Here is a 6,331-nt window from a genome sequence, read left to right as displayed (position 1 = left end):
CGCGGGCGGCTCGGCGAGGCCGGTGGGCTGCGGCCGGGGCCGCGCGGGCAGATGGTTTCCGAATCCTTGCCGGAGCCGCTGCACTTCGCCGGACCAGATCGCTCGACTTCACCCGCCGGGCAAAACCACCGGGTGATCCGCGCTGCGGCAGGATGCGGCCCGGAGACGGAGCGATATGGCGCACGAGACCCTACGCGAACGGTTCGAGGACGATGCCCGGCTGGCGGTGCGCCTGGTCGGCATCGCCTATGTGGCTCTCTGGCTGGTCACCTGGTGGGCGCTGGGGCACGGCTCCGCCGTGCTGGGGCCGGACCGCGGCTGCCGGCTCGAGAGCCTCGCCGATGTCTTCATGTGGAGCTGCACGACCGGGACGCGGCTGCACGTGGTGGCCGATCTGGTCAACGGCGCGCTCGCCAGCACGGTCTGGGCGCCGGCGGTCGTGATGTCGGCGGCCATGCAGCCGGAGGTGCGGCTCGCCGCTTTCGCGGTGGTCGGCCTGCATCTCGTCGGCCTGCCGGCGGCGCTGCTGGTCGTCATCCGGTTCGGCACGCGCCTGTGCGACCGCATCGCCCGCCGCGGATCCGCCGTCTCCGGACCGGACACGCCGCCGGACGATGGCGCGCCCGCGTCCGGCGGCGCGACGCTCGCCGGAGCCACGACGCTCACCGGATGCGTCCAGCCGCTGCGCCGCAAGGCGCGCCCGCCGGTCACGCCGCGCAGCACCTTCGGCCTGCGCCAGGCGATCCCCAGCTGACACGCCGTCTCGCCCCGCGTCACGCTGCTCGCCGCCCCGCATCGCTGCCCGCATCGCGGCGTCCGTTGCGCGGCATTGCGATCGCGGCGCTCGGGTGATTGTCTCCTGCGCGCGGGAGTGCTGGTCCGCATCGCCGCGACTATGCAAAAACGGTCACGAGTGTCGCCGCCCGCGCGGCGCTCCCGATGTGTCGCGGGCCGAGCAAGCGCCGTCTCCATGAACTATCGTCACGCCTTCCACGCCGGCAACTTCGCCGATGTGCTCAAGCACGCCGTGCTGGCGCTCGTGCTGCGTCACCTGTGCGACAAGCCGGCCCCGTTCCGTGTCGTCGATACCCATGCGGGTGCTGCGCTCTACGATCTCGCCGGTCCGGAAGCGACCCGCACGGGCGAATGGCGCGACGGCATCGGCCGGCTGCGTGAAGCCGTCGTTCCGTCCGCCATCGCGCCGCTGCTCGCGCCCTATCTCGATGTCGTGGCCGGGCTCTCCTCTGATGGTGCGCTGCGTTATCCGGGCTCGCCGCTTCTCGCGCTGAAGCTGATGAGACCGCAGGACCGGCTCACCGCATGCGAGCTGGAGCCGCGCGCCGCCGCGGCGCTCGCCGACGCGCTCGGTCGTGATTCTCGCGCCAAGGCGATCGCGATCGACGGTTGGCTAGCGCTGAAGGCTTATCTGCCGCCGAAGGAACGACGCGGCCTGGTCGTCGTCGATCCGCCGTTCGAGCAGCCGGACGAGTTCTCGCGACTGGCACACGGCATCGTGAACGCCGTGCGCAAATGGCCGACCGGCGTTTATCTGATCTGGTATCCGGTGAAGGATCGCCGCGCTGCAGCAGGTTTCGTCGACACGCTCGCCTCCGCCGGAATCCCGAAGCTGCTGCGCATCGAGCTCGACATCGGTGCGCACGGGACGGACGCCAACGACGGCGGGCTGCGGACAACGGGGCTGGTGCTGATCAATCCGCCGTGGCGGCTCGCCGACGAGCTCGCGGGTCTGCTCGACTGGCTCGCCTCGGTGCTGGCGCGCGGCGCCGGCGCAGGATCACGTGTCGAGCGGATCGGCACGACCTGACAGTGATCTCACAGATCAGACATGCTTTCTCTTTTTGGCTCGTCACCTCTATGTTAAAGTTTGCTGGGGCTCTGATGTTCAGTCTCCCGGCGGGAGCGCGAGACGGCCGAGGCCTAGTGCCGACGTCTTCCGGAACGTGAATGTCAGGCCACGCCGTCGTGCCGTGAGGGCCGACGGCGAAGCAGCATGGGGATAGGAGTGTCCCGATGGCAATGGCGGGTACCGTTAAGTTCTTCAATGGTGAGCGTGGCTACGGCTTCATCAAGCCGGACGATGGTGGGCGCGACGTCTTCGTTCACATTACCGCGGTCGAGCGGGCAGGTCTGAAGTCGCTCAACGAGGGTCAGCGGATCAGCTTCGACGTCGAGCCGGACAAGAAGGGAAAGGGTCCGAAGGCGGTCAATCTGGTGATCTCCTAGCCCGAAGCGACGTCCCTGCCGATCGGTCGCGATGCCGGGGGGCGGGACGAGCGTCGAGCGATCAGAACCCCGCGACAAGACGGAACCGAGGCCATGACAGGCCGACTGCGACGTGATCAGGCCTTGATCTGATCAGGTCCCATTCCTCGGAGCCGGATTGCCAGAGCCAGGACGTGTCCGCGTTCGAAGCGGCCGAACCCCGGACAGGTCCGATCCAGGCGCACGGCGCCAGCCGGTTCTCCCGATCCGATCGGTCGGACATTCGATCCGCCCGTGATCGTCGATACCGGCATCCGCTAGCAAAATTTGCATATGAGGGTGTTTTTGCCGAACCGGCGCCGCGAGCGCGGCCGCCGCTGCGGAGCGACGCACGCCGCATGCCCGGGTCGGTCCACGCAGCTCGGCCCCATGCTCCGCCGTGGATGGGCGCATCCCGAGGCGCAAGGGCGAGCCCGAGAGACCGAGATGCTGCCGCGGCTCGATGATGCAGCGGTCGCGCCCTGCGGCCCGCTCGGCCGTGTCGGCAGGGGCCGCGCATCGCGTGCCGGCGGCGTGCCGCAACGAAAAACGCTCCGGCGCCGAGGCGCCGGAGCGTGATCGTCCTTCGGACCTGCGGAAAGGGGGCGCGGACCGCGGTCAGAACCGGTAGTTCAACCCGAAGCGGACGATGCTCGATTCGATGCCGGCGTTGAGGCCGAGCATCGTGTAGTTCTGTTTCTCGAGGTCGACATAGAGATACTCGGCGCGGGCGCTCCAGTTCTGCGTGAACGCCACCTCGATGCCGGCGCCGGCCGTCCAGCCGGTGTGGGTCTTGGTCTGCGACCAGCCGAACCACTCGACCTCGCCACGGCCATAAGCGAAGCCCGCGGTGCCATAGAGCAGCACGTTGTTCATGGCGAAGCCGGCGCGGCCGCGCAGGGTTCCGAACCACGGGTTGGAGAACTTGTAGGCCGCGAACGTGTCCTCGGCGCCCGAGAACTGGAAGTCGGTCTCGGCGCCGATCACGAACTGGCCGATCTGATAGTTGTAGCCGCCCTGCACGCCGCCGACGATGCCGCTCGGATTCATGCTGAGCGCCGACGAGCCGAACTGGTAGCCCAGATTCACGCCGACATACGGGCCGGTCCAGGTCGGCACGGCCGCATAGGGCGGCGGCTGCTGATACGGGGCGCCGTAGCGGAGGTCGGCGGCGCCGGTCGGGCCCGCCAGCAGGGTCGCGGCGAGCAGTCCGGCCGAGATCGTCGTGGTCTTCATCGGTGCCTCCACGTCGTCCGCCTCCGGCCTTTCGGCATCCGGCGGATCGACTCCCCTGCGCGCGGCTGGTTTGTCGCCCGCCATCGTGGGTCCGCAAGGACCGTCGGAAGGCGAAAAATGGATAATTTCGTGTTTCGATTTATCGGCGCCTTTGAGTAAAGCTTTCCTTACCTGGGCCCCTGCACCCCCCGTTAAGCTTAACTCTCCGTTTACCCGTGCTAGCAGGAGGTTAACGCCTTCGCCCGGGGTGGCTGTACCGCCGGGACGGGCCGGACGGCGGGGTGGCCCAGCGTCCGGACGCCTCGTTGCAAAGTCCGCGGCGAGCCACCAGAGTGCCGGCCGAACCGCTGCCCCGGGCGCCCCGAGGCGCCCGAAAACCGTGGTCCTTCATGCCCGAGACGCCGTCCGTTCCCGTCCGCGCCGCGCTGGTCACCGGCGGGGCGCAACGCATTGGCCGGGCGATCGTGCGGGCCCTCGTCCGCTCCGGCTATGCGGTCGCCGTCCATGCCCGCGCCTCACGGGCCGAGGCCGATGCGCTGTGTGCCGAGATTGTGGCGGCCGGCGGACGGGCCCGCACCGTGCTGGCCGATCTCGCCGACCACGATGCGGTGCTGCGCCTGGTGCCGGACGCGGTCGATGCGGTCGGGCCGCTGACGCTGCTGGTCAACAACGCCTCGGAGTTCGAACGCGACGAGATCGGCGGCCTCCACCGCGGCCTCTTCGACCTGCACATGGCGGTCAATCTCCGCGCCCCCGTCTTTCTCGCCCAGGCCTTCGCCGGGCAGGCGCCGGACGGGGCCGATCCGTCGATCGTCAACATCGTCGACCAGCGGGTGTCGCGGCCGACGCCGCGCTTCATCTCCTACGGTCTGAGCAAGAGTGCGCTGCACGCCGCGACCACGACGCTGGCCCAGGCGCTGGCGCCGGCCGTGCGGGTCAATGCCGTCGCGCCCGGGCCGACCCTGCCGAGCCCGCGCCAGGATGCCGAGGCCTTCGCCCGCCAGGCCCGGGCCGTGCCGCTCGGCCGCGGGCCGACGCCCGAGGAGATCGCCGACGCGGTGCTGTATCTCGCCGCCGCCCGCAGCGTCACGGGCGAGACCATCGCGGTCGACGGCGGCCAGCGCCTGGCCTGGCAGACCCCGGACGCCGTGGGGGTGGAGGAGTAGGGCGCGCGCCGAGATCGGGCCCGGGCGCCGCCCTCGTTTCGCCCACAGGCCCCGCCACCACCATCGTCCGGACAGTCGGGGCCCGACGCCCCATATGAGCCCCATGCAGAAGCACGACCAGAACCTCGAGCCGGACCTGGCCCCCGAGCAGGAGCCGGACGACGAGGCGTCCCTCCCGGAGCTGCCGGAGATCGAGTCCGACCTCCCCGAGGCGGAGCCCGGCACGCTGGCCTCCGGGCGCGCCGTGATCGCCCGTCATGCCAAGCTCGCGCCGTCGGCGCCGGGCGTCTACCGCATGATCGGGGCGGGCGGCGAGGTCCTGTATGTCGGCAAGGCCAAGGACATCCGCCGCCGCGTCACCTCCTATGCGCGGCCGACCGGCCACGTCACCCGCATCGCCCGGATGATCGCCGCCACGGTGGCGTTGGAGTTCGTCTCGACCGCCACCGAGACCGAGGCGCTGCTGCTCGAGGCGAACCTGATCAAGCGCCTGCGGCCGCGCTTCAACGTGCTGCTGCGCGACGACAAGTCGTTCCCCTACATCCTCATCACGGCGGACGGCCTGCCGGCCCAGATCGCCAAGCATCGCGGCGCCCGCAGCAAGCCGGGCGAGTATTTCGGGCCGTTCGCCGCCGTCAACGCCGTCAACCGCACCATCACGGCGCTGCAGCGCGCCTTCCTGCTGCGTTCCTGCACGGACGCCGTCTACGAGAGCCGCACGCGGCCCTGCCTGCTGCACCAGATCAAGCGCTGCTCGGCGCCCTGCACGAACGAGATCGCGCCGGACGACTACGGCGTGCTGGTCGCCGAGGCGAAGGCGTTTCTGTCCGGCAAGAGCCGGGCCGTGAAGGAAGAGCTGGCGCGCGAGATGGAGGCGGCCTCGGCGACGCTCGACTTCGAGCGCGCCGCGGTGCTGCGCGACCGCCTCGCCGCGCTCGCCGCCGTGCAGTCGCACCAGGGCATCAATCCGCGCGGCGTCGAGGAGGCGGACGTCTTCGCCATCCACCAGGACGGCGGCTACTCGTGCGTCGAGGTGTTCTTCTTCCGGGCCGGCCAGAACTGGGGCAACCGCGCCTATTTCCCGAAAGCCGACCGGACGCTGTCGGCCGAGGCCGTGCTGGCCGCCTTCCTGGCGCAATTCTACGACGACAAGCCGGTGCCGCGGCTGCTCCTGCTCTCGCACGACATCGAGGAGTGCCGACTGCTCGCCGACGCGCTGTCGCTCAAGGCGGGGCGGCGGGTCGAGATCGCGGCGCCGCAGCGCGGCGAGAAGAAGGATCTGGTCGACCACGCCGCCGCCAATGCCCGCGAGGCGCTCGGACGCAAGCTCGCCGACACGGCGTCGCAGCAGCGCCTGCTGGAGGCGTTGGCCGAGACCTTCGGGCTTCCGAAGATGCCGCGGCGGGTCGAAATCTACGACAACAGCCACATCCAGGGCTCGAACGCCGTCGGCGTCATGGTGGTCGCCGGCCCCGAGGGGTTCCGCAAGAGCCAGTATCGCAAGTTCAACATCCGCTCCGCCGACCTCCAGCCCGGCGACGACTACGGCATGATGCGCGAGGTGCTGGAGCGCCGCTTCAAGCGGCTGCTGGGGGAGGGGCGGGGGGATGCGGCAGCGGGCGACGACCTGCCGACGGCGCAAGGCGATGCCGCGCTCTCTTCACCTC

Annotated in this window: 6 protein-coding genes; 5 read left to right on the top strand and 1 reads right to left on the bottom strand. The window is 70.2% G+C overall.

Going from position 1 to position 6,331, the window contains the following annotated elements:
• The first annotated feature begins 175 nt into the window (after nt 1-175).
• From CH341_RS26660 to CH341_RS26650, 3 genes are all read left to right on the top strand, one after another.
• A complete protein-coding gene (locus CH341_RS26660) occupies nt 176-754 on the top strand; it encodes a hypothetical protein (protein ID WP_111421990.1) in 579 nt (192 codons plus the stop codon).
• A gap of 216 nt (nt 755-970) precedes the next feature.
• Nucleotides 971-1,825: a 23S rRNA (adenine(2030)-N(6))-methyltransferase RlmJ gene (locus CH341_RS26655; protein ID WP_111421989.1), complete on the top strand. Its 855-nt coding sequence runs from the start codon at nt 971-973 to the stop codon at nt 1,823-1,825.
• 206 nt (nt 1,826-2,031) lie between these two features.
• Nucleotides 2,032-2,244: a cold-shock protein gene (locus tag CH341_RS26650; RefSeq protein ID WP_111421988.1), complete on the top strand. Its 213-nt coding sequence runs from the start codon at nt 2,032-2,034 to the stop codon at nt 2,242-2,244.
• A gap of 636 nt (nt 2,245-2,880) precedes the next feature.
• Here CH341_RS26650 and CH341_RS26645 read toward each other — a convergent pair.
• The gene (locus CH341_RS26645) at nt 2,881-3,498 is read right to left on the bottom strand and encodes an outer membrane protein (protein WP_111421987.1); all 618 of its coding nucleotides are present in this window, start codon (nt 3,496-3,498) and stop codon (nt 2,881-2,883) included.
• Nucleotides 3,499-3,887: 389 nt separating this feature from the next.
• On the opposite strand from CH341_RS26645, the gene CH341_RS26640 reads away from it, so the two are divergent.
• Complete coding sequence (locus CH341_RS26640; RefSeq protein ID WP_111421986.1) at nt 3,888-4,664, top strand: SDR family oxidoreductase; 777 nt, start codon at nt 3,888-3,890, stop codon at nt 4,662-4,664.
• 94 nt (nt 4,665-4,758) lie between these two features.
• Nucleotides 4,759-6,331, top strand: a 1,573-nt coding sequence (gene uvrC / locus CH341_RS26635) for an excinuclease ABC subunit UvrC (protein ID WP_111421991.1), incomplete at its 3' end; no start/stop codon positions are given.

It is taken from the genome of Rhodoplanes roseus (assembly GCF_003258865.1).
In the GTDB taxonomy this organism is placed as follows: Bacteria; Pseudomonadota; Alphaproteobacteria; order Rhizobiales; family Xanthobacteraceae; genus Rhodoplanes; species Rhodoplanes roseus.
Note: the sequence above shows the minus strand (reverse complement) of the source record. Positions and strands in the feature narration are given on the sequence as shown.